Annotated in this window: 27 protein-coding genes; 11 read left to right on the top strand and 16 right to left on the bottom strand. The window is 54.1% G+C overall.

All coding sequences use genetic code 11. The features are described from left to right. On the bottom strand, positions 1-165 hold the full coding sequence (locus tag E3E26_RS08215; protein ID WP_167900807.1) for a hypothetical protein: 165 nt from the start codon (positions 163-165) through the stop codon (positions 1-3). 118 nt (positions 166-283) lie between these two features. On the opposite strand from E3E26_RS08215, the gene E3E26_RS08210 reads away from it, so the two are divergent. The 3 genes from E3E26_RS08210 (at position 284) to E3E26_RS08200 (ending at position 3,953) form a co-directional block, all read left to right on the top strand. Continuing rightward, positions 284-1,045 carry a hypothetical protein gene (locus E3E26_RS08210; protein WP_167900862.1) on the top strand — a complete coding sequence of 254 codons (762 nt, stop codon included), beginning with the start codon at positions 284-286 and terminating at the stop codon, positions 1,043-1,045. Continuing rightward, positions 1,042-3,558, top strand: a complete 2,517-nt coding sequence (locus E3E26_RS08205) for a CDC48 family AAA ATPase (RefSeq protein ID WP_167900861.1) — start codon at positions 1,042-1,044, stop codon at positions 3,556-3,558. The genes E3E26_RS08210 and E3E26_RS08205 overlap by 4 nt, the downstream gene beginning before the upstream one ends. A gap of 77 nt (positions 3,559-3,635) precedes the next feature. Further along, a complete protein-coding gene (locus tag E3E26_RS08200; RefSeq protein ID WP_167900860.1) occupies positions 3,636-3,953 on the top strand; it encodes a PRC-barrel domain-containing protein in 318 nt (105 codons plus the stop codon). 12 nt (positions 3,954-3,965) lie between these two features. On the opposite strand, the gene E3E26_RS08195 is transcribed toward E3E26_RS08200, so the two are convergent. The 3 genes from E3E26_RS08195 to acs all read right to left on the bottom strand — a co-directional run bounded on the left by E3E26_RS08195 (position 3,966) and on the right by acs (position 6,991). Further along, positions 3,966-4,673: a metallophosphoesterase family protein gene (locus E3E26_RS08195; protein WP_167900859.1), complete on the bottom strand. Its 708-nt coding sequence runs from the start codon at positions 4,671-4,673 to the stop codon at positions 3,966-3,968. Beyond that, positions 4,658-5,515: a hypothetical protein gene (locus E3E26_RS08190; protein WP_167900858.1), complete on the bottom strand. Its 858-nt coding sequence runs from the start codon at positions 5,513-5,515 to the stop codon at positions 4,658-4,660. Before E3E26_RS08190 ends, E3E26_RS08195 begins: the two co-directional genes overlap by 16 nt. A gap of 87 nt (positions 5,516-5,602) precedes the next feature. After that, on the bottom strand, positions 5,603-6,991 hold the full coding sequence (gene acs, locus E3E26_RS08185) for an acetate--CoA ligase alpha subunit (protein ID WP_167901020.1): 1,389 nt from the start codon (positions 6,989-6,991) through the stop codon (positions 5,603-5,605). A 212-nt stretch (positions 6,992-7,203) separates the two neighbouring features. On the opposite strand from acs, the gene E3E26_RS08180 reads away from it, so the two are divergent. Together E3E26_RS08180 and fen are read left to right on the top strand one after the other, a co-directional pair. After that, positions 7,204-7,629 carry a phosphate-starvation-inducible PsiE family protein gene (locus E3E26_RS08180; RefSeq protein WP_240911696.1) on the top strand — a complete coding sequence of 142 codons (426 nt, stop codon included), beginning with the start codon at positions 7,204-7,206 and terminating at the stop codon, positions 7,627-7,629. Continuing rightward, on the top strand, positions 7,629-8,654 hold the full coding sequence (fen, locus tag E3E26_RS08175; protein ID WP_167900857.1) for a flap endonuclease-1: 1,026 nt from the start codon (positions 7,629-7,631) through the stop codon (positions 8,652-8,654). Before E3E26_RS08180 ends, fen begins: the two co-directional genes overlap by 1 nt. Positions 8,655-8,668: 14 nt before the next feature. On the opposite strand, the gene E3E26_RS08170 is transcribed toward fen, so the two are convergent. The 3 genes from E3E26_RS08170 to E3E26_RS08160 are packed head-to-tail and all read right to left on the bottom strand — an operon-like array spanning position 8,669 to position 10,244. Then, on the bottom strand, positions 8,669-9,568 hold the full coding sequence (locus E3E26_RS08170) for a transcription initiation factor IIB (protein ID WP_012572060.1): 900 nt from the start codon (positions 9,566-9,568) through the stop codon (positions 8,669-8,671). A 38-nt stretch (positions 9,569-9,606) separates the two neighbouring features. Further along, complete coding sequence (locus E3E26_RS08165) at positions 9,607-9,888, bottom strand: hypothetical protein (protein WP_012572061.1); 282 nt, start codon at positions 9,886-9,888, stop codon at positions 9,607-9,609. 17 nt (positions 9,889-9,905) lie between these two features. Next, positions 9,906-10,244 (bottom strand): DNA-binding protein, encoded by a 339-nt coding sequence (locus E3E26_RS08160; protein WP_012572062.1) that lies wholly within the window; start codon positions 10,242-10,244, stop codon positions 9,906-9,908. Between the two features lie 117 nt (positions 10,245-10,361). Between E3E26_RS08160 and E3E26_RS08155 the strand changes: the two genes are divergently transcribed. Next, positions 10,362-11,993, top strand: a complete 1,632-nt coding sequence (locus tag E3E26_RS08155) for a hypothetical protein (RefSeq protein WP_167900856.1) — start codon at positions 10,362-10,364, stop codon at positions 11,991-11,993. Between the two features lie 110 nt (positions 11,994-12,103). Here E3E26_RS08155 and E3E26_RS08150 read toward each other — a convergent pair whose 3' ends face one another. Together E3E26_RS08150 and E3E26_RS08145 are read right to left on the bottom strand one after the other, a co-directional pair. Beyond that, a complete protein-coding gene (locus tag E3E26_RS08150; RefSeq protein WP_167900855.1) occupies positions 12,104-12,556 on the bottom strand; it encodes a 30S ribosomal protein S19e in 453 nt (150 codons plus the stop codon). 3 nt (positions 12,557-12,559) lie between these two features. Further along, entirely contained in the window at positions 12,560-12,976 is a 417-nt protein-coding gene (locus tag E3E26_RS08145; RefSeq protein ID WP_167900854.1) for a YhbY family RNA-binding protein, read from the bottom strand. 187 nt (positions 12,977-13,163) lie between these two features. Between E3E26_RS08145 and E3E26_RS08140 the strand changes: the two genes are divergently transcribed. Beyond that, the gene (locus E3E26_RS08140; RefSeq protein ID WP_167900853.1) at positions 13,164-13,763 is read left to right on the top strand and encodes an asparagine synthase-related protein; all 600 of its coding nucleotides are present in this window, start codon (positions 13,164-13,166) and stop codon (positions 13,761-13,763) included. Between the two features lie 8 nt (positions 13,764-13,771). On the opposite strand, the gene rpl18a is transcribed toward E3E26_RS08140, so the two are convergent. From rpl18a to E3E26_RS08105, 7 genes are all read right to left on the bottom strand, one after another. Further along, positions 13,772-14,005, bottom strand: a complete 234-nt coding sequence (gene rpl18a / locus E3E26_RS08135; RefSeq protein WP_167900852.1) for a 50S ribosomal protein L18Ae — start codon at positions 14,003-14,005, stop codon at positions 13,772-13,774. Positions 14,006-14,019: 14 nt separating this feature from the next. Beyond that, a complete protein-coding gene (locus E3E26_RS08130; protein WP_167900851.1) occupies positions 14,020-14,706 on the bottom strand; it encodes a translation initiation factor IF-6 in 687 nt (228 codons plus the stop codon). 34 nt (positions 14,707-14,740) lie between these two features. Next, entirely contained in the window at positions 14,741-15,016 is a 276-nt protein-coding gene (locus tag E3E26_RS08125; protein ID WP_167900850.1) for a 50S ribosomal protein L31e, read from the bottom strand. A 10-nt stretch (positions 15,017-15,026) separates the two neighbouring features. Continuing rightward, positions 15,027-15,182 (bottom strand): 50S ribosomal protein L39e, encoded by a 156-nt coding sequence (locus E3E26_RS08120; RefSeq protein WP_010477181.1) that lies wholly within the window; start codon positions 15,180-15,182, stop codon positions 15,027-15,029. A 120-nt stretch (positions 15,183-15,302) separates the two neighbouring features. Then, positions 15,303-16,991 carry a methylmalonyl-CoA mutase gene (locus tag E3E26_RS08115; RefSeq protein WP_167901018.1) on the bottom strand — a complete coding sequence of 563 codons (1,689 nt, stop codon included), beginning with the start codon at positions 16,989-16,991 and terminating at the stop codon, positions 15,303-15,305. A gap of 87 nt (positions 16,992-17,078) precedes the next feature. Beyond that, on the bottom strand, positions 17,079-17,906 hold the full coding sequence (locus tag E3E26_RS08110) for an ABC transporter permease (RefSeq protein ID WP_167900849.1): 828 nt from the start codon (positions 17,904-17,906) through the stop codon (positions 17,079-17,081). After that, positions 17,903-18,841: an ABC transporter ATP-binding protein gene (locus E3E26_RS08105; protein WP_167900848.1), complete on the bottom strand. Its 939-nt coding sequence runs from the start codon at positions 18,839-18,841 to the stop codon at positions 17,903-17,905. Before E3E26_RS08105 ends, E3E26_RS08110 begins: the two co-directional genes overlap by 4 nt. 62 nt (positions 18,842-18,903) lie before the next feature. Here E3E26_RS08105 and E3E26_RS08100 point away from each other — a divergent pair, with 62 nt between their 5' ends. The 4 genes from E3E26_RS08100 (at position 18,904) to E3E26_RS08085 (ending at position 23,468) form a co-directional block, all read left to right on the top strand. After that, on the top strand, positions 18,904-19,761 hold the full coding sequence (locus E3E26_RS08100) for an MBL fold metallo-hydrolase (RefSeq protein ID WP_167900847.1): 858 nt from the start codon (positions 18,904-18,906) through the stop codon (positions 19,759-19,761). Between the two features lie 40 nt (positions 19,762-19,801). Continuing rightward, positions 19,802-20,287 (top strand): mechanosensitive ion channel family protein, encoded by a 486-nt coding sequence (locus tag E3E26_RS08095; RefSeq protein WP_167900846.1) that lies wholly within the window; start codon positions 19,802-19,804, stop codon positions 20,285-20,287. Between the two features lie 101 nt (positions 20,288-20,388). Continuing rightward, entirely contained in the window at positions 20,389-20,880 is a 492-nt protein-coding gene (locus E3E26_RS08090) for an Hsp20/alpha crystallin family protein (protein ID WP_167900845.1), read from the top strand. 194 nt (positions 20,881-21,074) lie between these two features. Next, the gene (locus E3E26_RS08085; RefSeq protein ID WP_167900844.1) at positions 21,075-23,468 is read left to right on the top strand and encodes a CDC48 family AAA ATPase; all 2,394 of its coding nucleotides are present in this window, start codon (positions 21,075-21,077) and stop codon (positions 23,466-23,468) included. The last annotated feature ends 59 nt before the right edge of the window (positions 23,469-23,527 follow it).

Genomic DNA, 23,527 nt, shown 5'->3' with positions numbered 1-23,527 from the left:
TCACCATTCATCTTCCTCTTCCCAGTCTTCCTCCTCCCACTCTTCTTCCCAGTCCTCGTCGAACTCGTCCTCCTCGAGCTCCCACTCTTCCTCTTCCAGGAACTCCTCTTCCTCAAACTCCTCGACCTTCTTCTTTTTCTTTGGAGGCTGCATCCCAATCCCCATCCCTACTTGCCAATAATGGCTTATAAACTTTTTTCTGTGGATTTGAAGCCTTTCGTAGCCAAAATTGTGGATTGGAACGGTTAGAAAGGTTTTTAATTGGAAAGATTTACTAACGACCATGAGGGTAGCCATCGTAACGAGCGATGCTCGCGTTTACTATCTGGCAACAAAGGTGCTGAAGGAATACAGGATAGCCTTCCACAGCATCCGCGTGGGGGATAAGATCCCGTTCGATGTGGAGGTTGTCCTGACGAGTGAGAGAGATTACGATAAAATAGACTTTCCAGTCAAGATAATCGTGAGGAACGAGAACTTCATAGATGAGCTCCTCGCGAAGCTTGAGGGAAGGGAGAGGTTTAAGAGGGTTTACATTGCCATAGACCCGGGCGAGAGACCCGGCCTGAGCGTCGTTGCCGACAACCGCGTGATAGAGGTTCACCACCTCAAAAACCCGCGCGACGTGGAGATAATCCTTGAACTGCTTGAGAAGTACCCGTCTGCTAAAATCAAAATTGGACACGGGGCAAAGAGGCAGAGGATACTCATGCTCAAAGCCCTCGCTGACCTGCTCGGCTACGATTATCCCGTCATCGTCGTGAACGAGTCCCGGACCACTCCAAAGGTCGGGGGCATAGACGTCTCACAGGTTCAGGACATAGTCGCGGCCATAAACATTGGCCTGCGGGAAGGCAGGGAAGTGCCGATAGGAGAGCTCATTGAGGTCAAGGAGCCAACCAAGAGGGAGATAGAAGACATAAAGAGGAGGAGCCGTGAGCTGAGCGGAAACATCACGATCTCCTCGAAGCTCGCCCGCGAGGTCGCCATTGGTAATCTGACCCTGGAGGAGGCAATTGAAAAGCAGAGGAGGAGGTCAAGATGATTTTCGGTAAGGATGAGGAGAGGTATGAGAAGATAAAGCTTCGCGTTGCCGAGGCGCTCAAGAGGGACGTGGGAAGGGGGATAGTGAGGTTCGACAGAAAGTACCAGCGCCAGCTTGGGGTTGAGCCAGGCGACATAGTTGAGCTGATAGGAGAGCGCTCGACCGCTGCAATAGTGGCGAACCCCCACCCGGACGACAGGAACCTCGACATCATAAGGATGGATGGCTACATAAGGAGAAACGCAGGGGTTAGCATAGGTGACTACGTCACGGTCGCAAGGGCGGAGGTAAAGGAGGCAAAAAAGGTCGTCCTCGCACCAGCGCAGAAAGGTGTGTTCATCCAGATACCCGGGGACATGGTCAAGCAGAACCTCCTCGGAAGGCCCGTCGTTAAGGGAGACCTGATAGTTGCAAGCGGTAGGAGTGAGGCCAGCTACTACGGCGGTTCGCCTTTCGACGAGCTCCTAAGGGGCCTTTTTGAGGCCATGCCCCTCGGCTTCGGCGAGCTCAAGTTCGTTGTCGTCAGCACGAATCCGAAGGGCATAGTCCAGATAACCTACAACACCGAGGTCGAGGTTCTCCCGCAGGCGGTCGAGGTGCGCGAGGAGACGATTCCAGAGGTCACATACGAGGACATCGGCGGTCTGAGTGACGCGATTCAGAAAATACGTGAGATGGTGGAGCTTCCGCTCAAGCATCCCGAACTCTTCGAGCGCCTTGGAATTGAGCCACCAAAGGGTGTGCTGCTCTACGGTCCGCCGGGTACTGGAAAAACGCTCCTTGCTAAGGCCGTCGCCAACGAGGCCAACGCCCACTTCATAGCCATCAATGGGCCAGAGATAATGAGCAAGTTCTACGGCGAGAGTGAAGAGCGCTTGAGGGAGATATTCAAGGATGCCGAGGAAAACGCACCGTCAATCATATTCATAGACGAGATAGATGCAATAGCCCCCAAGCGTGAAGAAGTCGTCGGGGAAGTCGAGAAGCGCGTCGTCAGCCAGCTGCTGACTTTGATGGACGGCCTTAAGGGCAGGGGCAAGGTCATAGTCATTGCTGCTACCAACAGGCCTGATGCTCTCGACCCTGCTCTAAGGAGGCCCGGACGCTTCGACAGGGAGATCGAGGTCGGTGTGCCGGACAAAAAGGGCAGGAAAGAGATACTCCAGATACATACCAGAGGAATGCCCCTCGAGCCGGACTACGACAAAGCCACCGTCCTCAAGGTTCTGAGGGAGCTCCTGAGGAAGGAGACCTTCGAGGAGGAGCGGCTAAAGAGACTCATCGAAAGGGTTGAGGGGGCAAAGAGCGAGGAAGAAATCAAGAAGGTACTGAAGAGCGAGAGCGAAATCTATCCAGAGGTCAGGATGAGGCTCATAGACAGAATGCTTGAGGAGATAGCCGAGAAGACGCACGGCTTCGTCGGTGCCGACTTAGCTGCCCTCGCAAGGGAAGCCGCGATGGTCGTCCTCAGGAGGCTCATCAACGAGGGCAAGATAAGCCCGGAGCAGGAGAGGATTCCTCCAGAGGTTCTCCAGGAGCTCCGCGTTAAGAAGGCGGACTTCCACGAGGCTCTGAAGATGGTTGATCCCTCGGCACTGAGGGAAGTCCTCATCGAGATGCCCAACGTCCACTGGGAGGACATTGGAGGCCTTGATGAGGTCAAGCAGGAGCTCAGGGAGGCTGTCGAGTGGCCGCTGAAGTACCCGAAGGCCTTCCAGAGGCTTGGTATAGACCCGCCAAGGGGAGTTCTTCTCTACGGTCCTCCGGGAACCGGTAAGACGCTATTAGCCAAGGCAGTGGCCACGGAGAGCGAGGCCAATTTCATAGGCATACGCGGGCCAGAGGTTCTCTCCAAGTGGGTTGGCGAAAGCGAAAAGCGCATAAGGGAGATATTCCGCAAGGCCAGGCAGGCTGCTCCGACGGTGATATTCATCGACGAGATAGACGCCATAGCACCGGCAAGGGGCAGTGACATGAACCGCGTCACTGACAGGCTCATTAACCAGCTCCTGACAGAGATGGACGGAATAGAAAAGAACAGCGGTGTCGTCGTCATAGCAGCGACCAACAGGCCTGACATACTAGATCCAGCCCTGCTCAGGCCCGGAAGGTTCGACAGGCTGATACTCGTTCCAGCACCGGACGAAAAGGCCAGACTGGAAATACTCAAAGTGCACACGAGACGCGTTCCACTTGCTAAGGATGTCAACCTCCGGGAACTCGCGAAGAAGACGGAAGGCTACAGCGGTGCCGACCTGGAGGCCCTCGTGAGGGAAGCGGCACTGATAGCGATGCGCAGGACTATATCAAAGCTTCCGACGGAGCTCATCGAGGAGGAGAGTGAGGAGTTCCTCGAGCAGCTGAGAGTTTCAAAGAAGGACTTCGAGGAGGCCCTCAAGAAGGTCAGGCCGAGCATAACGCCATACATGATAGAGTACTACAAGAACTTCGAAGAGAACAGAAAGTCCAAGGCCGAGAAGACTAGCAGGGGGCCGGACTATTACACCTTCTAATTTTCTTTACCATTTTGGAAAAAGTTTTATACGTTGGTGCCCAAGGTCTTACACGATTAAACCGAGGGGTGGCGAAAATGGCCAAGATAATGGCTTCCAAGCTTAGGGATGTCGAGCTGATAACCGACACCGGAATAAGGCTCGGCTGGGTTTACGACCTCAGCTTCGATGAGGAAACCGGCGATATTCTCGTTATCGTGGCCGAGCCCGATGAGGATCTCGACACAAGCGAATTCGTTACCGATCACGAGGGGCTTCTTCTCATTCCGATAAGCGCCGTTAAGAGCATTGGAGAGGTTATCATCATAGACTCTGGCAAGCTCGCCGTCAAGTCCAAGCTCAGGAGGATAGGTCCCATAAAGAAGACCGAGCCCCAGGAAGAGCCCGGGGAGTGATTCCCTTCCCTTTTAATATCCATCGTAGAGCCTTTCCGCCAGAAACCTAGGAAGGCCAGCCTCCAGTATCTTTCTCGCCGCTTCCTGGACGTCGTATTCAACGCGGTGGAATTCAACGTTTTCTGGAGGATCTTTTTCCGTGTTTATGAGCGCGTAGCTTGCCCGCCAGTCACCGTCGCGCGGCTGACCGACACCGCCGGGGTTGATTATCCTCCTGTTCCCGATTTCCTTCAGCATCGGTACGTGGGTGTGGCCGACGAGCAGGTCCTCCTGCTTAACGTAGCTCAGAACGGCCCTAAACTCGCTATCGGGGAGCCAGGGGAACAGGTACTCATCCAGCGGTGCCCTCGGCGAGCCGTGAATTAGGAGGTAGCTCCTGCCGGCCTCGTCGGTGAAAATCTGCCTTACAGGCAATTTTCTTAGAAACTCAAGGTTCTCAACGGTCATAACGTGCTGGTGCCACCTGACGGCCTGTCTCGCGTAGGGGTTGAAGCCCCATTCGGCGCCGAAAGCGATAGCGTTGTCGTGGTTTCCACGGACGCAGAGAAGCTTCCTCTTTTCCATCTCCCGCCTGATGAAGTCAACAACCTCGTTGGGGGAAGCGCCATAGCCGACAAGGTCTCCCATGCAGAGGATTACGTCGGCGTCCTTGATGTAATCCCACACAGCCTGAAGGGCCTCCCAGTTGGAGTGAATGTCTGAGATTAGGGCGATGAGCACGAAGTCACCTCCCATCCAGGTGGGAAAGACACCTTTAAGCCACTGCCACAGCATGTTTCCACGTTATAGCCATCGTAGAGCACGAGCCATGTGAACTGGAAGCCTTTTTCAAGCGTGAGAACATTGAGTTTCATGTTCTCGCCGTAATCATGGTAGATTATTGCCCCATGCCCGGAACTCGTTGCTATTGAAAGCCAAAGCTTATGTTTTGCCACTGGGTCATGAGTGTTATAGGCAAAGGTGGCGTTCAGCGGAAGGCCCCAGACAGTTTTGTTGAAAAGAGCGGCAGTTGCCGAATGATTCTTAAACAACACGTATCCTTCAAGTGATCCAGAGAGCAACACTTTGCCCCGAGGAGCCGTGATGCTCAGGTAAAGCCCATTCTCGGTGGGTTCCATGGAAAGGTTTTCCTCCAAAATGAATCTCCCTGCGACAGCCTTCACGGAGGGCTTGTTGATGATGACATTCCCCTTTGAGAGCTTCATATAATAGACCTCGATGGGGCTACCAGGTGGGAGCTCGGGAATCAGAACTCCGTAAAAGTACGTCCGTCCGTTCGGGTAGTACAGTCCATCCCGGAGGACGAATCTGTGGATATCGTTACTTACCGAGTCTTTAATGATGAGCTCCGTCGAGTTCAAATCAACCCTGACCGCTAGGACAAAGGCGTTGATACCTCCACCATTGCTGAGGTTCGTAATCCCCAACTCCATAACTAAGCTTGGGGATTCCATGGAGGCATAGGTGCAGGCCGGCTCCGAAGTTCTGAGGATCCAATACGCTAGCGACAGGACTATGATTATCAAAGCAACCCACAAAATCCTCCCACCCGGGGTTCTCATATTACACACCCAAGTTAGAATATATCCACCGTCCATAAAAACTTTTCGAAAAGGTTATTAGGATAAGGAAAAAAGTGAGAAAAACCCTCACTCCTCCTTTTGTATCTTCTTCCAGCGGCTCCAGCGGTAGAGGGCAGCAAGAGCCTTTATCGCCCTCTCCGGCTCCGGATAGGCCGGGATACCCTCCTCGTTGAGCATGTCGATGGCTTCCTTGGCCTCTATGCCGCCGACGATGGCAACGACGAGTGGCTTCTTCCTGCCGCTCTCGTTGTACTCGCGGATGACTATCTTGGCGAGGTCCCTCGGGTCGAGCACGGCCGTCTGACAGTAGAGCACAGCAATGCTGTGCATGTTCGGGTTCGCCAGGGCGTCCCTTATGGCACCCTCGTAGGCCTCCGCGCCGGCCATACCGGTGAGGTCAACTGGGTTCTTGTAAGAGCCGAAGGGCGGCATGTGGTTGGCGAAGACCTTCAGGTCTTCCAGGTTGTCGTAGAGGTGCAGACCCTCTTCCTCAGCGGCGTCGGTGGCCATAACTCCAATTCCACCGCCGTTGGTGAGTATGACGAGGTTCTCGCCCTCTGGCTCGGGCAGGTTGCTCAGCGTTCTCGCCCAGTCGAAGGCCTCGCCGATGGTTAAGGCCCTGAGGACACCGCTCTGCTTGAAGGCGGCCTCGTATATCTTGTCGGCACCGGCGAGCGAGCCAGTGTGGGAAGCTGCGGCTTTGGCTCCGCGCTCGCTCCTTCCGGCCTTGATGATGATAATTGGCTTCTCCATGCTGACCTCCTTGGCAACTTCCATGAAGCGCCTTCCGTCCTTGACGCCCTCCATGTAGATGAGGATGGCCTTGGTGTTGTCGTCGGTCTTGAAGAACTCAAGCAGGTCGGCGTCGTCGATGTCGCTCTTGTTTCCAACGCTGACGACGGCTGAGAGACCGACCTTTTCGAGGATTGTCCAGCCCATGAGAGCAATTCCAAGGGCACCGCTCTGGCTGATGAGGGCGAGGTTACCTGGCATGACATCGGTTGGGCCGAAAGTGGCGTTCATCTTGGCTGGAGTGTAGACGACGCCGAAGATGTTCGGGCCAAGGATTCTCATGCCGTACTTGTTGGCTATCTCCACGAGCTGCCTCTCGATCTTCTTGCCCTCCTCGCCGAGTTCGCCGAAACCAGAGCTTATGATGGGAAGGACCTTAACGCCCTTCTTGCCGCACTCCTCGACGACCTGCGGGACAAACTTGGCGGGAACAACTACGACAGCCATATCGACATCATCGGGAACATCGAGGATGCTCTTGTATGACTTGAACTTTCTGCCGTTAATCTCGATCTCGACACCCTTGACGTTAACAGGATAGATCTTGCCCTCATAGCCGTATTCGACGAGGTTTTTCATAATTGCGTAACCTATCTTGCCCGGTTTCTCCGAAGCTCCGATGACGGCGATGCTTTTTGGTCTGAAAAGCGCCTCCAAACTCATTTTCACCACCCCTGATGATATTTACAGTTTCACGTTAGTAAAACAAGTTATAACTTTTCTCTTCTCGTTTTGACGATAACCGAATCGGCATCCGTCAAAGGAACCCTTGGTTTCTAACCTTTAGAATAAAGCATTTAAAATCTGCCGCCCAAACTTCCGAGTGATGATGATCCTTCCCCTCACCTGAATGGTGATGAGCCTACGGTAGGCTGATGAAGATGACGAAGATTGAGAACGAGAAAACGGCCCAATACACGCAGGTGCACAGGCTGTTTAGGAAAACCCTCGAGATAAGCTTTGACTTCGTGGTGATGGCATTTCTGTTTTTCATACTCTATCTCACAGTGTACTCCATCTACCTGAACTTCAAGCTGACATACGGTGTAACTGAACCGAAGCTCCTTATAGCCAATGTCCTCGTTACGGTAATCCTGATAGAGACCTACCGCATACTCATAATATATTTAAGACAGCACCGTGTGAGCCTGACCCACATCCTCGAGGTTGGTATAGTGGCACTCATCCAGAAGCTCATAGTGACTTCGGATTTTGAAAACATGGATGCGTTCAAACTGCTGTCAATAGCGGCCCTGCTTTTTGTTTTGGGATACCTCTACATCAAGGTGGGTGAGGAGTGATGGGGGTACAGATTGGCGAGCTCATCCCGAGGAAGGAAATTGAACTGGAGAACCTCTATGGAAGAAGGGTTGCAATAGATGCCTTCAACGCCATCTACCAGTTTCTCTCAACCATCCGCCAGAGGGACGGAACTCCGCTGATGGATTCCCAGGGGAGGATAACCTCCCATCTAAGCGGGCTCTTCTACCGCACGATAAACCTCATGGAAGCGGGTATAAAGCCGGCCTATATCTTCGACGGCAAGCCGCCGGACTTCAAGAAGAAGGAGCTCGAGAAGAGGCGCGAGGCGAGAGAAGAAGCCGAAGAAAAGTGGTACGAGGCACTGGAGAGGGGCGACCTTGAGGAGGCCAAGAAGTACGCGATGCGTGCAACCCGCGTCAACGAGGAGCTCATAAACGACGCCAAAACGCTCCTCGAACTGATGGGCATCCCTGTTATTCAGGCTCCGAGCGAGGGTGAAGCGCAGGCTGCTTACATGGCTGCGAAGAAGAAGGTCTACGCCTCCGCTAGCCAGGACTACGATTCCCTGCTCTTTGGCGCGCCCAAGCTCGTGAGGAACCTCACGATAACGGGAAGGAGAAAGCTCCCGGGGAAGAACGTTTACGTCGAAGTCAAGCCCGAGCTGATAGTTCTGGAGGAGGTTCTCAAAGAGCTCGGAATCGACAGGGAGAAACTCATTGAGATGGCGGTTTTGGTCGGTACAGACTACAACCCAGGTGGGATTAAGGGAATCGGCCCGAAGAAGGCTCTAACGATAGTCAAGCGCACCAAAGACCCGCTCAAGAAGTACCAGAAGGAGAGCGAGGTCGACCTCTACGCGATAAAGGAGTTCTTCCTCAACCCGCCGGTCACAGATGACTACGAACTCAAATGGCGTGAGCCCGACGAAGAGGACATTATAAAGTTCCTCTGCGATGAGCACGACTTCAGCGAGGAGAGAGTGAAGAATGGCCTTGAAAGGCTGAAGAAAGCCGTAAAGGCAGGAAAGCAGTCGACGCTCGAGAGCTGGTTTGGGCGGAGGTAGTCTCTCTTTTTCCTTCAAACCGGAATCTTGAGGTTCAGCTTCTCCACCAGCTCTTTGTATCTGTTCCTTACCGTTACCTCGGTGACGCGCGCAACCTCCGCAACCTCACGCTGCGTCCTCTTCTCGTCCTCAAGCAGGCCCGCTATGTACAGGGCCGCCGCAACAAGGCCGGCCGGGCTCTTCCCGCTCGTGAGGCCCTTCTCGTAGGCCTCCTCAAGGATCGCAATGGCCCTTCTCCGGACCTTCTCGCTCAGGCCGAGCTCGTCGGCAAACTTGTTGACGTAGTCCGTTGGTTTGACGAAGAGCTTCTTTGGCGTGAGGTTGAGGTTCCTCGCGATAAAGCGGAAGCTCCTGCCTATCTCCTTCTTGTCGACGCGCGATATGTCCGCTATCTCGTCGAGCGTCCTCGGAACCTTGAGGAGCCTGCACGCAGCGTAAACACAGGCCGCTATAACACTCTCAATGGAGCGGCCCCTTATGAGGCCCTTCCTGACGGCCTCACGGTAGAGACGAGCAGCCTCCTCCTCGACGTGCCTCGGGAGCTTGAGCTGGCTCGCTATCCTGTCAAGCTCGCTCAGGGCGAATGCCAGGTTACGCTCGGCGGCATCGCTGACTCTCAGGCGAGACTGCCACTTCCTCAGGCGGTACATCTTCTCGCGCATCAAACCGGAAAGGTTCCTGTCGATGCCTATATCGGTTGAGAGACCCTTATCGTGAAGGAGAATGCTCTCTGGGGCACCAACGCGGGCCCTCTTTTCTCTTTGAGAAGCGTCAAAAGCGCGCCATTCCGGGCCCATATCTATGACGTTTTCCTCTATAACATAACCGCAAACCTTACAGACAACCTCTCCCCTACCCGGATCATAGATGAACTCCGTTGAGCCGCATACCGGGCAGACCCTACGCTTGCTCACTCCAACACCCCCAACCGGCCGGCTATTTTATAAAGCCCTTATAAACCTTCGCCCTTTTTCTTCGCCACATACCTAAGAATCCAAGCGAGGTCTTCACGTTTAAATGTGATCCTCTCAAGAACCCTAACTTCCCAGTCCTCCTCAACTATGTTGGCGTAAATCCAGAGGAAGACGGGATCATCGTCGGTTCCGACGTGAAGGTTCTTGTACAGAATATCGACCGTCCCATCCTTGTTCTTCTTAACGGAGACGGCCTTCCAGGTCTCGAGACTAACCTCTCCCTTTTCGTCGAGTATCTTAACTATCTCCTTGGCGTCCATGGAGTCACCTTCCGGACTCACCACTTAATCCTGAAGTCCCTTCTCGTCCTCGCGTCGATCTGGGCCAAAATCTTCTTCAGCTTGGCGTCGTCTATCGGCTCGCGTATCTGTCCAGCCTGATACAGCTGGACGAGGACGAGCTCCACTTGGCGGGCCAGCTCGGGCCTGACAAGCTTAACGCGCCCGAGTCTCTCCCTCGCCTCAGGGGTAAGTATGTGCCTCATTATGGCATTGAGCTGGGCCTCAAGCTCCATCTCCTGCCTTATGGCTTCCTCCTGGGCCTTCTGCTGCTCGAGGTATCTCTTCTGCAGTTCGAGGAGCTTCTTTTTTCTAATCTCCTCTATGTCCTCGGCCATTCTCTCACCTCCAAGTTAAGGTTAGACCCCGAGTTAAAAAGGTATTGGGAGCAAAAAACTTAAACGGTTCGACACAATCTTTCGATGTAACTCAAAGAATTAACGTTGGTGATAAAAATGAGAGCCCATTCGATAGTGTCCGTACTCATTGCGTTTCTCCTGCTCACCACACTTCTCCCACCTATCAAAGCGTACAGCACCGCTTGGTGTGAAAGTTGCCATCAGTTTATCGTCGAGAATGATGGCGTCTTTGCGTACAATGGAAGCACCTTCCAAGATTTGACCTGGGAGCTCCAGGCAAAAGGGCTAACACGTGAAGAGTTTCTGGATTTTGTTCAGACGATTAGCGTTGCTAATGCTGGGAACATCACATTGCTCTATTTCTTCCCCTACGACAGCCTGTACATGGCCATATACAACGGCGACACCCCTGTCGTTTTTAAGCCCGTCCTCGGCTACTGCGTCAACGGCATATGGGACTTCGTTTACTACAACGGGAACATCTTTTTCGTTGCCTCACTCGGAACACCTCACTTCGCGGCTGATTCAGTTATACGGCTCGACCCAGAGACGCTCAACGTTACCGAGGAGTGGAACCTGGCCTGGGACGCTCGCGAGAGGATAGCGCCAGAGAACGCGACCCTCATTCCCTATGCCTGGGTTCGTCTCGGTCTCGATGACCACGAAAGGCTTTGGGCCCGCGTGGACCTGATCATGCCTAACACCACTCTCTACTACCTCTACAACGGAACGAACTTCACACCCGTGAACGCGAGTCCGAAGCTCCACATCCCAAAGCCGAAGGCATCCTTCAGGATTGAGGTTCGGCGCGGGGTAACCTACTCCCTACCCTACCTGCTGCCCAAATACACTCCAACAAGATACTTCCTCGTCAAAAACGAAACTGAAAGGGATGTAACCGGCGAGGTAAAGGCTCTCGCCTATTCGGTGGAACCCCTACGCGCACTCTATGGCTTCTGGGATGATGAAAGGAAGGAATGGGTAGTTTCCTTTGGAATGTACGGCCTCACGGTTACCTACGCGGTAAGGGGAAGCTGCCGCGCACCGCTCGATGTGAGCGGCCTGCCCCTCGCGGCCTACAAGGGTTCCTACGTTATCCTGAGCAATGGTACGCTGAGCTGGAAGAACCACACGGTTAAAACACCCATCCAGAGCGAGTACTGGCTTGACAATCCCAATTACTCGCGCGGCTATGTCTCAGTCAGGGTTTACCAAAAGAGCGGTCATCAAGTAATAGCCTTTCCCTGGGAAGTTATCGGAAACGGAAGCATAAGACGGGGTTTCATAGCCTACGAAGTTACCGGAGATGGTTTCGTAATCTTCAACACGACGGACGAGAGGGAGCTCGGCCAAAATCTCGTTCCACTGCGTGTAATTCCAGAGGGCAAAGGAGACTCAAAGTGGAACAACGTCACCGGGACACTGATAATAAGCGAGGAGAACGGAACCGCGTTCCTAATAACGGAAGATGGGAGGGTTTCCGTAAACTTTACAGTTGCACGCAAAACGTGGAGCGTTATTGTCGGCAACGGCACGTTCTTGATGGTCGGGTTGAAAGATGCATACGTAGTCCCACCGTATGACAAGCCTGTGAGCGTTCTCCGCATCCCTAGCTGCGAAACACAAGGAAAAGGAGGAAATAACTGGTCGGGTGTGGTAACTCCACTCCTCGCTGGCATATTGGCTATTGCGGTCTTTGCCACGTTGCTTTTGATTAGAAAGCGTTAAGCCCGGTGCTCATAATCGGAACATCTGTGGACGTTGCTCAGAGCTGCCGCTGATGCTCAAAATCTGGACTGAGATATGGACAACTAAGAGAGAAGAGAGGCTGAAAGCCCTCAGTACTTCTTGAGCTCCGGAATCTGCTCCTCAAGCTCCTTCTTGAGCTCGGTGGCAATCTTGTCGAGGAAGCTCTGTCCCTGCGGGGTGACGATTCTTCCTTCGCCGGGGACCCTCTGAACAAAGCCGGCAGCCTCAAGCTGCTGGAGGGCCTTCCTGATAATGCTTCCACCGGCCTTATAGAAGTGCTCCGGGGCGTGACCGCGGTTCTTCCTTCCACCGTACCAGGTCCTGAGCCTCTCAATTCCGACCGGCCCGTCAATGTAGATCTTCCTGAAGATGCTGGCAACCCTGTAGTACCACCAGTCCTCCTGCTCTGGAAGGCGCTCCTTGTGCCTGCCGGTCTTGACGAACGGGGCCCACTCGGGCGGCTTTATAGCCTCTATCTCCTTGAGCTTCTGGGCAACCCTCTCGACGAGCAAATCACCAGGAACGTCATAAACCGTAGCCATCCTTCAATCCCTCCCCTTCTTGAATTTCCTCCTGAATTGAGCGATGTCGAGCTTGACTTTCTTAACGGGCTTCTCTTCCCGCTTTTCCTTCGAAAGCTCCTTTCTCTGGAGCTTCCTTAAATACTTTTCCCACCCCTCTCTCGGCTTGAACAATATAAACCTTTTGCCCCTGACTTCGATGAGTTCGCTGTCGGTGAGCTCGGCCACCTTCTCTGCCAGCTCCCTTCTTTCCATGCCTGTGCTGATGAGAGCACCCTTCCTGATCTCGACCTTGAGTATGCCGTCCTTCTCGAGCTGGGTGTTAATCTCACTTATAACGCTCTCATCGAGCCCTCTCTTGCCTATCCAGGCTCTGGGCTCGATGTCGTAATATTTAGCGCGAATGGCTCGCCTCACTTTTCCGGGTAAGCGTTTCTCCATCTCTCTCACCTCTAAGGCCTCTCGCCGTAGGCTGAAGGCTTTATAAAAGTTTGGCTTTTAAAGGTTGCCTAGCAAACTTCGCCTTTGCAAAGTTGCTCGATAGAGATTCATCAAAGTTTGTACGTCCCCTAATTAAACCCCAAGACCTTTAAATCTCTCGTCATAGTGGGAAGCATGAGGTGAAACAATGAAAGTCCACCATCTCTACTCCGGCGGGAAGGATTCCAGCTTAGCTGCGTGGATTCTAACGAGACTCGGCTACGAGGTTAGACTTGTAACGGTGAGTTTCGGCCTGCTCGACAACTGGAGATACGCAAAGGAAACCGCCCAAACCCTCGGCTTCGAGCATGAGGTTCTTTATCTGCCGAGGGAAGTGCTTGAGAAAGCGGCGGAGATGGCAATTAAGGATGGTCATCCCAACAATGCCATCCAATTCATCCACGAAAAAGCCCTGGAAGCTATAGCCTCCATGCCTGAAGTCGAGAGAGTGAGCGACGGTACGAGGAGAGACGACAGAGTTCCGTTCCTCGACCTCCCAAAGGCCCGCTCGCTGGAGGACAGGTTTGGCGTCGCATACATAAGACCGCTCCTCGGCCTCGGCTACAAGACGATAAGAGAGCTTACGGAATGGCTGTTTATCGTTGAAATCAGAGAGAGCGAAGAACTTCAGAAGGCGGACTACGAGGTCGAGCTGAGACACCTGCTCCGCGAGAAGGGCATCGACCCCCTGGAGATATTTCCAAAAAGGCACTACCAGTCGAGGGTTCTCGGCTGGAGGGAGAAGTAGAAAAGAAATCAGAGCTCGAGGCTGAGCTTCCTGACGACGGGGTCTTCAGCCTCTTCCGGCTTTATCTCTTCGATGCTCTCAATCCATATCTTGGCCCTCGGAACCCTGTGCTTGCTGCCTATCTCAGAGTAAACGAGCTCCTTGACGTGCTCCTGCTTGAGAGCCCTGTATTCCTTGGTGAAGGGCTGCTTCTTTCCGAGCCTCTCGAACACACCCTTAACGCGGAAGACCTTAACGTCCATTCCTCACACCTCCCTCAGTCAAGGAATCCCAAAGCCTCTTCAATCTTCACAATCTCGGGTCCAGTAGTGAGGTGTCCGACAACGACACCGTGAGAGTTCGCCAGCATGCACGAGCCGACGAAGGGAACGCCCATGTTGGCGGTTCCGACGTATATATCAACCTTGAAAAGGTCGCGGAGCCACTCAAGCTCCTCATCGGTGGCCTCTGGGTGAACGAGGCCGCCCCTGTTGGTGACGACACCCACACTGCCAACCGCGTGGTAGTCGCCTATCATTCCCCTCTCGACCTCAACGCCGAGTATGTCCTCGAGCTTCTTTGCCTCCTCTCGGGTGAACTTGACGCTTATGAGTGCGGCTTTGTCGTTGGCAAGGATCAGGTTGCCGAAGGCTGTAAGCGTGCTCTGGAAGGGCTCTATCCTCATGTCGATGTCGAGTTCGTTGAGTTCGTTCTGGATGTGCTCGAGCTCGGCGTCCCAGATGTACCAGGGGACAACTATCGCGTTGGAATTGCCGGCGGCGAATACGCCAACTATCCTGGATTTCATTATGCTCGTCTCGATGAGCGGAACCTTGAGAACCTCGCGGAGAACCTCGAGCTTCCTCTCTCCGAGACCCTCCCTGATAAGGGCTACCCTATCCGTAGCGGTACCGTAAACACCGAGGTACGGCGAATTCTCAAAATCGAGTCTTTCGATGTGCATCTCGTCACCTCGTGGGAATTAAAAGGAAAGGAATTCAGTCGGCAAGGTTGACGTAGGCAACCCTCTTGCCGTCCTGCTCCTCGACCTTGACCTTAACGCGGAGCTTGTTGGGCGGCTTCTCAGTGCCCCTCTCCCAGAGCTTCTCGTTGACGGCCGGGTCGATGATGACCTCCTCGGCCTTGGCGTGCCTCGCTATCCACTCGCGGACGAAGCGAGCCGCTCTGGGGGCCCTCTTCCAGCGCGGAACCCTCTTCTTAACCTTCCTAATCGGAACGGTGAATATGACCTCGTCTCCCGACTTAATCGGCATCTACATCACCTCACTCCTTAAGCTTGGTCCTTCTCCAGTGTCTCCTCTTGGGGTGGGTCATGACCTTTCTGTTGGTCTTAACGATGACCCAGACCGGAACACGCCTGTTCTGCTTCGCAGCCTTGGCAAGTCTGAGCTTCTTTGCAAGCGGCTTGTTTCTCGCCATTCACAATCCCTCCCGAGGTTATCGTGATGTCTAACGTTGCTTGACCTATCCTTTTTTAAGCTTTTTCGTGGGGTTTTAAGGTTTTCTGAAGGGCGGGATGAGAAAAAGGAAAGGCGAAATTCAGAATATCAGCGGCGCCCTGTACTCGCCCCAAACCTCGCGCAGGACGTCGGTGACCTCTCCAAGGGTCGCGAGGTGCCTGTGGGCCTCGATGATGTACGGCATGAGGTTCTCGTCCTCGGTTTCTGCCGCCTTCCTGAGCTTGTCGAGAGTCTCCTCGACCTTCTTGTTGTCGCGCTCGCTCCTGAGCTTCTTAAGGCGCTCTATCTGCTTCTCCCTGATGCTCGGGTCGACTTTGAGTATCTCGACGTCCAGCGGCTCGTCCACGATGAACTCGTTGACGCCGACGATGATGCGCTTCTTCTCTTCAACTTCCCTCTGGTACTTGTAGGCACTCTCCGCTATCTCCTTCTGGATATAACCGCGCTCAATGGCCCTCATCATGCCGCCCATCTTCTGGATCTTTTCGATGTACTTCAAAGCTTCTTCGTAGATGTGGTCAGTGAGCCACTCGATGTAGTAGGAACCGCCGAGCGGGTCTATCGTATCAACGACGCCGCTCTCGTAGGCGATGATCTGCTGGGTCCTGAGGGCGATCCTAACGCTCTTCTCGGTCGGAAGGCTCAGAGCCTCGTCGTAGGAGTTGGTGTGAAGTGACTGCGTTCCGCCGAGGACAGCCGCGAGGGCCTGTATAGCAACGCGGACTATGTTGTTCTCTGGCTGCTGGGCGGTGAGCGTTGAACCTGCCGTCTGCGTGTGGAAGCGCAGGAGCATTGAGCGCGGGTTCTTGGCGTTGAACCACTCCTTCATTATGTAGGCCCAGAGCCTTCTCGCGGCCCTGAACTTGGCAATCTCCTCAAGGAAGTTGTTGTGGGCGTTGAAGAAAAAGCTCAGCCTTCCGGCGAACTTATCAACGTCCATGCCCCTGTCTATGACGGCCTTAACGTACTCTATACCGTCCGCCAAAGTGAACGCGACCTCCTGAACCGCGTTTGCCCCAGCCTCGCGAATGTGGTAGCCGCTTATCGAAATCGGGTTCCACTTCGGCACGTGCTCGGCGCAGTACATGATGATATCGGTGGTGAGCCTCATGCTCGGCTGCGGCGGGAAGATGTAGGTTCCCCTGGCTATGTACTCCTTCAGAATGTCGTTCTGAACGGTTCCCCTGAGCTGGTGGGGCTGAACGCCCTGCTCCTCGGCGACGAGAATGTACATGGCGAGAAGGTTGGCGGCGGTTGAGTTAATCGTCATCGATGTTGAGACCTTATCGAGCGGGATTCCATCGAAGAGTATGCGCATATCCCAGAGAGAATCGATGGCAACACCGACCTTTCCGACCTCACCCTCGCTCATCGGGTGGTCGGAGTCATATCCTATCTGAGTGGGCAGATCAAAGGCGACGCTCAAACCCGTCTGTCCCTGGCTGAGGAGATACTTGTAGCGCTTGTTGCTCTCCTCCGCCGTTCCAAAACCTGCGTACTGCCTCATCGTCCAGAAACGGCCGCGATACATGGTTCCGTAAACGCCCCTCGTGAACGGATACTGCCCAGGGAAGCCAAGCTTCTCAAGGTAGTCCCAGTCCTCTCCGAGGTCAGCAGGTGTGTAAACGCGCTTTATCTCGAAGCCATCATCCGTCATGAACTTTTCCTTTCTTTCCGGCCTCTTCGCTATGAGAGGCTTGACAACTTTCTCCTCCCATTCCTCCTCAGCCTGCTTAATGGCCTTGAGCTTCTCCTTATCGAAAGTCATGCCTACCACCTGCCCTTATTTGGGCGAGCGACTATAAAAAGCTTTTACATAACGAAAGATCAAACTTGATGTTGGATATATTGTCCATCACTCAGGGAACTCCCTCCGGAGGAGAACAGCCCACGCTAGCAGCAGGAGAAGAACGGTAGCAGCTCCAAAGAAGAGTGCCGTATGGGCAGGATTTCCATGGAAATCAGTGAGATTAAGCTTATCGAATCCTGACTTAAGCAGCACGACCGTCTGATAGCCAAGGGTATAGCGCTCAGAGTTTTTCACGTAGGGTATCTGGGGAAGAAGGAACTGCAGGAGGAAAACGAGACCGAAAGTAGCTATGGAAGCGTAGAGCGGCCTCGTGACAATGACAGAAACCAGCATTGCAAGGGCTCCAAGGGCCGCGAGAACCAGTAGCGTCGCCCCTAGGATGAGGGCGAAGTCGGAAAGACCTTTCCACAGCCCCTCTATTCCTGTACCGTAAACGACAGGATTGTAGAGCCAGATTATTAAGTATGGAACTCCAAAGAGAACCGCCAGGGAACTCATCCCTGCCAAGAATTTTGCCGTTACGACCTCGCTTAAGCGAACTGGACGCGCAAGGAGTAGTCTTATCGTGCCCCGGTCGATTTCGCTCGCGAGGAGGTCGCTCATGAGGATTATCGCGAGTAGCTGGCCGATTATTCCGAGCCAGTAGTTGGGTACGAGGTCGAGCATAAGGGCCTGGAATGCTTTCTGCATAGCATCGACGCCCGTTCCAGTAGCGTTCGGGCTTATTAGGTAAATGAGTGTCGGAAAGAACGTGACAACGAAGAGCACCTTGAGCTTCCTTGAGCGAAGGTGCCTCCTGAATTCAGTCTCGAAAATAATCCAGAAGCCGCTCTTCGTCAATCCCCTCCCGCTTGTTGCAGCATTCTCGCTCATCCTTTCCACCCCACATTGAAGCGCTTCATGAGGATTCTCTCCAGCGGACTGGTGTGGGGCTTGAAGAGCTTAAGGGCGAGTTTCTCGCGGGCGAGGAAAGCTGGAACCTCCTCGAAGAACCGCTCGGCAAAGCGCTCGTCGAGCTTCACCCGGAGAACCCCTTCCTCCTTCCATGCCTCGCGCACGTAAACCTGCCCCTTCAGGAATTCAAGGAGCTTGGTATTGTCCGAGACGATGACATCGTAGTCAGTGCTTTCAACGTTCACCAGATCCCTCACGCGGCCCTGCTCTATGAGTTGACCGTCCTTGATGAGCCCAACGTAGTTGCACATCCTCTCTATCTCACTAACTATGTGTGAGCTAATGAATATCGTCTTGCCGACTTTTGCCAGCTCAAGAATCTTCCCGATGAACTCCATTCTGCCGAGCGGGTCGAGGTTGCTGGTAGGCTCGTCAAGGATGAGCATTTCGGGGTCGCCAAGAAGGGACGCGGCGAAGCTGACACGCTGCCTCTGGCCGCTAGATAGCTCCTTGATTTTGTTAAAGGCGAGTTTACCAACTCCGGTGTAGGCCATCAGCTCACGGGCCTGCTTAATGGCTTCTCCCCTTGGAAGGCCGAGCAGGCGCCCCATGTAGGTGAGGAACTCGAAGATGGTCATGTCCTCGTAAGCCAGGGGCTTCTCGGGCATGTAGCCGACCCGCTTCATTATTCCGACCCTCTCGCGCGGCATCTCAAGGCCGAAAATCCTTATCTCGCCGTAGGTCGGCTTGAGCGCACCGGTCAGCATCTTTATGGTGGTGGTCTTTCCGGCGCCGTTCGGCCCTAGGAAGCCGTAGACAGCCCCCTTAGGGACCTTGAGATTAAGATGATAGACGACGTTTCTTTTGCCGAAGAACTTGGTCAGTTCACGCGTCTCGAGTATGTAGGTGACCATCTCAACACCGAGATTACTATCGAAACGAAGCTAAATAAGGATTTCGGGCACTTATTCAAGTAATGATAATACGGAACCTCGGCCTCGACAGTTCGGCTAAGATTGCCTTCCAGAGTCATGCGCATACAGATCATTTCGTGAGCGGCGAGGTTATCTTCGCCACCAAAGCGACAAAGTTCCTCAGCCACCTCCGTAAGGGCGGCTTCTATCGCGAGGTCGAGTTTGGAGAGACCTTCTACCTCGGCGAGTACAAAGCCAGGCTCTATCCAGCAGGCCACATGCTCGGCTCGGCGGGAATAAAGCTCTGGCTGGACACAGAGACGGTTTTCTATACCGGCGACACCAAGTGGTTCAAGCTGAGAACCGCCGAAAAGAGCCACTTTCCGAGGGCCGACGTTCTCATAATCGAAGCTACCTTTGGGGTTCCCTCGTTCACGTTCCCATCCCCGCGAGAGGCCGAGAAAAAGCTGGTGGCCTTCGTGGAGGAGGCTTTAGACCGGGGAAAGAGGCCGACCCTCTACGTCAACCAGATGGGAAAGGCCCAGGAGGTCATGAAGATACTCGACGTTCATGGCTATACTGTGAAAGCCTCTAGGGAGATAGTGAAGGTCGCTCGGATTTATGCGAAGTTCGGAATCGAGTTTCGCAACATCGAGGGGGATGGCGATATCGTGCTTCGCTCCTATCGCTCGCCAAGGGTTGAGAACTCTCTTTCACCGTGGGAGCTTACTGTTTCGGGCTTTGGGAGGCTGAAGCTGAGCAATCATGCGGATTTCTGGGAGCTGATGAAGATAGTGGAGAGGGTAAAGCCCGAGAGAATTTTCACAGTCTATGGTTTCGCCGGGGAGTTCGCCCGTATACTGGGGGGTCTGGGTTACGAGGCGAAGGCCCTCGAGCCTAACTCTGTTCTGGAGCTCTAACCTTAAAAGGCGCAGGAACAACCTAAAATAGGGAAATCCCATGGAACTCGAAAAGCTGATTTATGCAATCCTCATAATCGTGATTGGCTCTCTAATCTCAAAGATCATAGGAATTAGCATAAGGAAATCCATGAACAGGTTTAACATCCACGACCTCATCCTCGACTTCCTCGAGGACTTTGTCGTCGTTGTAGGAGTCATGTTCTCAATCTTTACAGCTTTAAGTTACTTGGGCTACCAGATTGAGGGCCTGACGATAAGCGTGACCGCCTTCATCGGCATCCTCATGGGCTTTGGACTGCACGACATGCTGAACAACATAGCCGCAGGGGCTTGGATATCGGCAGTGAGGCCCTTCGAGATAGGTGACTACGTGAACCTAAAGGGCTACAAGGGCGTCGTTAAGGAGATAAACGCCACGAACATCGTTCTAATTGGGGACGACGGAGAGACCGTCACCATCCCCACCAAGCTCGTCTGGAACGCGCCCATTGTGAGGTTCAAGGAAAAGAAAACCAAAGAATGAAGCAGGTTTTAGTCACCGATGCACACTAAAAGACACAAAACTTTATAAACTCTTCTTTTTTAGTTACTACTGGTAACCAAAAGGTGAAGGGGGTGGTGCCGGTGGTCTGGAGGAGGGACCGCCCCTACTGGGACCCGTTCGACATAATGAGAGAGATTCAGGAGGAGATTGACGCAATATTCAGGGACTTCATGCGCGGGCCAAGGCTCTGGAGCCATCGCGAGGGGCCAGCTTACGAAGAGCTTACCAGCGAGGTCTGGAGGGAGCCATTCGTTGACATCTTCGACAGGGGCGACGAGTTCGTCATCACCGCTGAGCTTCCAGGAGTCAGAAAGGAGGACATCAAGGTCAGGGTCACCGAAGATGCGGTTTATATCGAGGCCCAGGTCAGGCGCGAGAAGGAGCTTGAGCGCGAGGGAGCCATAAAGATCGAGCGCTACTACAGCGGCTACAGGAGAATCATCAGGCTCCCAGAGGAAGTCATCCCAGAGAAGACCAGGGCCAAGTACAACAACGGCGTCCTTGAAATCAGGATTCCAAAGAAGCACCCGACCAAGAAGGAAGGAGAGGGCTTCGAGGTTAAGATTGAGTGACGCTTTCGTTTTAAGGGAAGGCAAGGGGGCACCCCCTTATCTTCCTCTACCATCAAACCCCCCGTAGTGGGGCTTCGCCCCACAACCCCGCCTTTCCTTAAACTCCTGAGGGGGCTCCGCCCCCTGCAACCCCAGATAAAATCAAGCTGCAAAAATCAAGATCATCGGTCATGAAAAGTTGGAGGTGGTAAATAATGGCCGAAAAAAGGGAAGCTAAGCTGAAGGTCGCGTCTGCATATCAGCGCGACGTTGGAAGAGGGATAGTTAGGATAGACAGGAAAGCCATGCGCGAGATTGGCGTCCAGCCGGGTGATATCATCGAGATCATCGGAACCAAGAACACCGCCGCGGTCGTTTGGCCAGCGTACCCAGAGGACGAGGGACTTTCCATCATCAGAATGGATGGAACCATCAGGAAGAACGCTGGAGTTGGACTTGGCGACGAGGTTACTGTCAGAAAGGCAGAGGTCAAGGAAGCCAAGAAGGTCATAGTTGCCCCGACCGAGCCGATACGCTTTGGACACGACTTCGTTGAGTGGCTCCACAGCAGGCTCGTCGGTAGGCCAGTCGTCAGGGGAGACTACATCAAGGTAGGTATACTAGGTCAGGAGCTCACCTTCGTCGTCACCGCGACCACTCCAGCTGGTATAGTCCAGATAACCGAGTTCACCGACTTCACCGTCAGCGAGAAGCCCGTCAAGGAGGTCAGCAAGACGGCAGCACTCGGCGTCACCTACGAGGACATAGGCGGCCTCAAGGACGTCATCCAGAAGGTCAGGGAGATGATAGAGCTCCCGCTCAAGCACCCGGAGATATTCGAGAAGCTCGGCATCGAGCCGCCGAAGGGTGTGCTCCTCTACGGTCCACCTGGAACTGGAAAGACGCTCCTCGCTAAGGCCGTCGCCAACGAGGCTAACGCTCACTTCATAGCCATCAACGGGCCGGAGATAATGAGCAAGTACTACGGCGAGAGCGAGGAGAGGCTCAGAGAGGTATTCAAGGAGGCAGAGGAGAACGCCCCAGCGATAATCTTCATAGACGAGATTGATGCAATTGCTCCCAAGAGAGAAGAGACCCACGGCGAAGTCGAGAAGAGAGTTGTCAGCCAGCTGCTGACTTTGATGGACGGCCTCAAGAGCCGCGGAAAGGTCATAGTCATTGCCGCTACCAACAGGCCCGATGCGATAGACCCTGCTCTAAGGAGGCCCGGACGCTTCGACCGTGAGCTTGAGGTGGGTGTGCCGGACAAGCAGGGCAGGAAAGAGATACTCCAGATACACACCAGAGGGATGCCAATCGAGCCAGAGTTCAGGGTCAGCAAGGTCAAGAAGATACTCGAGAACCTCCGTGGTGACGAGCGCTTCAGAGACGTCATCGACAGGGCCATCGAGAGAGTCGAGAAGGCCAAGACTGAGGAGGAAGCCAAGGAGATACTCAGGGAGCTCGATGAGAGGCTCTACGATGAGGTCAAGGTCAAGCTCATCGACGACCTGCTGGAGGAGCTCGCTGAGAAGACCCACGGCTTCGTTGGAGCTGATCTGGCAGCGCTGGCAAGAGAGGCAGCGATGGCCGCTCTGAGGAGGCTCATCAAGGAGGGCAAGATAGACTTCGAGGCTGAGCACATACCGAAGGAGGTCCTAGAGGAGCTCAAGGTCACCAAGAGGGACTTCTACGAGGCCCTCAAGATGGTCGAGCCGTCAGCGCTCAGGGAGGTGCTCCTCGAAGTCCCGAACGTCCGCTGGGACGACATCGGTGGCCTTGAAGATGTTAAGCAGGAACTCAAAGAGGCTGTCGAGTGGCCGCTCAAGTACCCGGAGGCCTTCCTCGGACTGGGCATAACCCCACCGAAGGGAATACTCCTTTACGGTCCTCCGGGAACCGGTAAGACGCTCCTCGCCAAGGCCGTCGCTACTGAGAGCGAGGCCAACTTCATCGCCATCAGGGGTCCAGAGGTGCTCAGCAAGTGGGTCGGCGAGAGCGAGAAGAACATCCGCGAGATATTCAGGAAGGCAAGGCAGGCAGCTCCAACGGTGATATTCATCGATGAGATCGACGCAATAGCCCCGCGCCGCGGCACTGACGTGAACAGGGTCACCGACAGGCTCATCAACCAGCTGCTCACCGAGATGGACGGCATAGCCGAGAACAGCGGTGTGGTTGTCATTGCTGCAACCAACAGGCCAGACATCATAGACCCAGCCCTGCTCAGGCCCGGAAGGTTCGACAGGCTGATACTCGTGCCAGCGCCAGACGAGAAGGCCAGACTGGAGATATTCAAGGTGCACACCAGGAACGTGCCGCTCGCTGAGGATGTCAGCCTCGAGGAGCTCGCCAGGAGAACGGAGGGCTACACTGGAGCCGATATCGCAGCAGTGGTCAGGGAGGCTGCCATGCTCGCCATGAGGAAGGCCCTCCAGGAGGGAGTCATCAAGCCTGGAATGAAGGCGGACGAGATAAGGCAAAGGGTCAAGGTTACAATGGCCGACTTCGAGGAGGCGCTGAAGAAGATAGGCCCCAGCGTGAGTAAGGAGACCATGGAGCACTACAGGAAGATACAGGAGCAGTTCAAGCACTCACGCGGCGCGTGAGCCAGTGAACGATAGTTCACGCGGGGCGAGGGGCCGATGCCCCAGCCTCTAACCTTTTA

The sequence above is a fragment of the Thermococcus sp. LS1 genome (assembly GCF_012027395.1).
Lineage (GTDB): Archaea > Methanobacteriota_B > Thermococci > Thermococcales > Thermococcaceae > Thermococcus.
This window is presented reverse-complemented; position numbering and strand designations above follow the sequence as displayed.

Excerpts from the sequence above, each read along its gene's own strand:
- rpl18a (WP_167900852.1), bottom strand. The coding sequence starts at position 14,005 with ATGGACGTTAAGGTCTTCCGCGTTAAGGGTGTGTTCGAGAGGCTCGGA.
- E3E26_RS08215 (WP_167900807.1), bottom strand. The coding sequence starts at position 165 with ATGGGGATTGGGATGCAGCCTCCAAAGAAAAAGAAGAAGGTCGAGGAG.
- E3E26_RS08160 (WP_012572062.1), bottom strand. The coding sequence starts at position 10,244 with ATGGCCGAGGACATAGAGGAGATTAGAAAAAAGAAGCTCCTCGAACTG.
- E3E26_RS08180 (WP_240911696.1), top strand. The coding sequence starts at position 7,204 with ATGAAGATGACGAAGATTGAGAACGAGAAAACGGCCCAATACACGCAG.
- E3E26_RS08120 (WP_010477181.1), bottom strand. The coding sequence starts at position 15,182 with ATGGCGAGAAACAAGCCGCTTGCAAAGAAGCTCAGACTTGCCAAGGCT.
- E3E26_RS08100 (WP_167900847.1), top strand. The coding sequence starts at position 18,904 with ATGATAATACGGAACCTCGGCCTCGACAGTTCGGCTAAGATTGCCTTC.
- E3E26_RS08140 (WP_167900853.1), top strand. The coding sequence starts at position 13,164 with ATGAAAGTCCACCATCTCTACTCCGGCGGGAAGGATTCCAGCTTAGCT.
- E3E26_RS08165 (WP_012572061.1), bottom strand. The coding sequence starts at position 9,888 with ATGGACGCCAAGGAGATAGTTAAGATACTCGACGAAAAGGGAGAGGTT.
- E3E26_RS08085 (WP_167900844.1), top strand. The coding sequence starts at position 21,075 with ATGGCCGAAAAAAGGGAAGCTAAGCTGAAGGTCGCGTCTGCATATCAG.
- E3E26_RS08115 (WP_167901018.1), bottom strand. The coding sequence starts at position 16,991 with ATGACTTTCGATAAGGAGAAGCTCAAGGCCATTAAGCAGGCTGAGGAG.
- fen (WP_167900857.1), top strand. The coding sequence starts at position 7,629 with ATGGGGGTACAGATTGGCGAGCTCATCCCGAGGAAGGAAATTGAACTG.
- E3E26_RS08105 (WP_167900848.1), bottom strand. The coding sequence starts at position 18,841 with ATGGTCACCTACATACTCGAGACGCGTGAACTGACCAAGTTCTTCGGC.
- E3E26_RS08210 (WP_167900862.1), top strand. The coding sequence starts at position 284 with ATGAGGGTAGCCATCGTAACGAGCGATGCTCGCGTTTACTATCTGGCA.
- E3E26_RS08125 (WP_167900850.1), bottom strand. The coding sequence starts at position 15,016 with ATGCCGATTAAGTCGGGAGACGAGGTCATATTCACCGTTCCGATTAGG.
- E3E26_RS08150 (WP_167900855.1), bottom strand. The coding sequence starts at position 12,556 with ATGGCTACGGTTTATGACGTTCCTGGTGATTTGCTCGTCGAGAGGGTT.
- E3E26_RS08130 (WP_167900851.1), bottom strand. The coding sequence starts at position 14,706 with ATGCACATCGAAAGACTCGATTTTGAGAATTCGCCGTACCTCGGTGTT.
- E3E26_RS08145 (WP_167900854.1), bottom strand. The coding sequence starts at position 12,976 with ATGGAGAAACGCTTACCCGGAAAAGTGAGGCGAGCCATTCGCGCTAAA.
- E3E26_RS08200 (WP_167900860.1), top strand. The coding sequence starts at position 3,636 with ATGGCCAAGATAATGGCTTCCAAGCTTAGGGATGTCGAGCTGATAACC.
- E3E26_RS08190 (WP_167900858.1), bottom strand. The coding sequence starts at position 5,515 with ATGAGAACCCCGGGTGGGAGGATTTTGTGGGTTGCTTTGATAATCATA.
- E3E26_RS08110 (WP_167900849.1), bottom strand. The coding sequence starts at position 17,906 with ATGAGCGAGAATGCTGCAACAAGCGGGAGGGGATTGACGAAGAGCGGC.
- E3E26_RS08095 (WP_167900846.1), top strand. The coding sequence starts at position 19,802 with ATGGAACTCGAAAAGCTGATTTATGCAATCCTCATAATCGTGATTGGC.
- acs (WP_167901020.1), bottom strand. The coding sequence starts at position 6,991 with ATGAGTTTGGAGGCGCTTTTCAGACCAAAAAGCATCGCCGTCATCGGA.
- E3E26_RS08155 (WP_167900856.1), top strand. The coding sequence starts at position 10,362 with ATGAGAGCCCATTCGATAGTGTCCGTACTCATTGCGTTTCTCCTGCTC.
- E3E26_RS08205 (WP_167900861.1), top strand. The coding sequence starts at position 1,042 with ATGATTTTCGGTAAGGATGAGGAGAGGTATGAGAAGATAAAGCTTCGC.